Source organism: Vibrio sp. 1167 (assembly GCF_033340375.1).
Classification (GTDB): Bacteria; Pseudomonadota; Gammaproteobacteria; order Enterobacterales; family Vibrionaceae; genus Vibrio; species Vibrio alginolyticus.
In genome coordinates this window covers 1-1,462 of record NZ_JAWOWK010000058.1, presented here as the reverse complement: position 1 = coordinate 1,462, position 1,462 = coordinate 1, and the positions used below count along the sequence as shown (strand labels likewise).

The 1,462-nt window shown below is 45.6% G+C and carries 1 protein-coding gene; it reads right to left on the bottom strand.

The window, feature by feature from the left end:
• Nucleotides 1-329: 329 nt before the first annotated feature.
• A partial coding sequence (locus R7Z78_RS24320) for a sulfatase-like hydrolase/transferase (RefSeq protein ID WP_169643856.1) occupies nucleotides 330-1,462 on the bottom strand: 1,133 nt, incomplete at its 5' end.

The window sequence follows — 1,462 nt, the reverse complement described above, 5'->3', positions numbered from 1 at the left end:
ACGCCATATTTCGCTGTCATATAAACCTCTGTGTGTATTAGAAAAGTGCTTCCTGCAACAGAATGTATAGTTCACAACCTCCGGATTTGCGAATGTTCAAAATGAGAATAAAGGCAATGGGGTTTAATAATTTCCGCGAACATATTCACACGGCGACAACAAAGATCTGAAGGCGTTTAGATAAGAGAAGGTTCGCTAACGCAAGGAATGGCAGGAAGAGATAACAAACGATTAGAGGGTTGCGAAATAGATAAAATAAAAAACGGTTCGCGCCGACAACCAAGATAGATCATCATTGCGAACCGTTGGGGGTTCAAATACGCTTAGGATTAACCTTTCGCTTGTTGAACTTTACTTAGGTTCTTCATTTGTTCCATCACTTTATCAACCGAGAAGCTAGGGATCTCTTGACGTGGTGGGAACTCTTTGAATGATTTCAGAACTTTCGCTACTTTCGCTTGAGCAGGAACAAGCAAGAATACGTGGTTGAACTGCCATGTTTCGTAACCGAAGCCTTGGTCGCCCTTCTCTAGTGGGTCAACTTTAAGGTCGAAGATCATTGGTATACGTAGGTTTGTGAACTCTTTCGTCCAAACATCCCAACCTTCATGCTCTTGGATCTTGAAGTGAAGCTTGAAGCGCTTGTCACGCATTGCCAGCAAGTCGCCATCGTCTGACCAGTAGAAGAACTCATCACGAGCAGACTCTTTGTCTTTACCCATCAAGTAATTCATTTGGTTGTAACCATCTAAATGGTTTTTGTATGTGCGATCAGCAGACGATGATTTATAACCTTTCAACAAATCTTGCTTGATGGTGTTGTTACCCGCCGCAGAAAGCAGTGTTGGGAACCAGTCTTCACCCGCAAAGATGTCGTTTAACTTCGTATTTGGAGCAATGTGCCCAGGCCAACGAACCATTGCTGGTACGCGGAAGCCACCTTCCCAGCCTGTGTTTTTCTCACCACGGAAAGGACCAAATGCTGCATCAGGCCAGGTCGCGTTCATCGGGCCATTATCGGTGGTGTAAATCACGATGGTGTTGTCGGCAACTTTCAGGTCATCCAGTTTATCTAGCAACTCACCAACCATGTTGTCGTGCTCTACCATACCATCTGCGTATTCACCCAAACCTGTTGTACGGTTTTCTTCTTTCACATGCGTCCAAATGTGCATGCGCGTTGCGTTGTACCACAAGAAGAACGGCTTGTTCGCTTTAACTTGACGCTCCATGAAGTTCATTGCCGCGTCTAGCGTTTCTTGGTCGACCGTTTCCATGCGCTTACGCGTCAAAGGACCTGTGTCTTCAATTTTGCCATCGGCATAAGAATGGATTACGCCACGCGGGCCAAAGTTTTTGCGGAACGCAGGATCTTTCGGGTAATCAGGGTTTTCAGGCTCTTCTTCCGCGTTCAAGTGGTAAAGGTTACCCATGAACTCATCAAAACCGTGGTTTGTTGGCA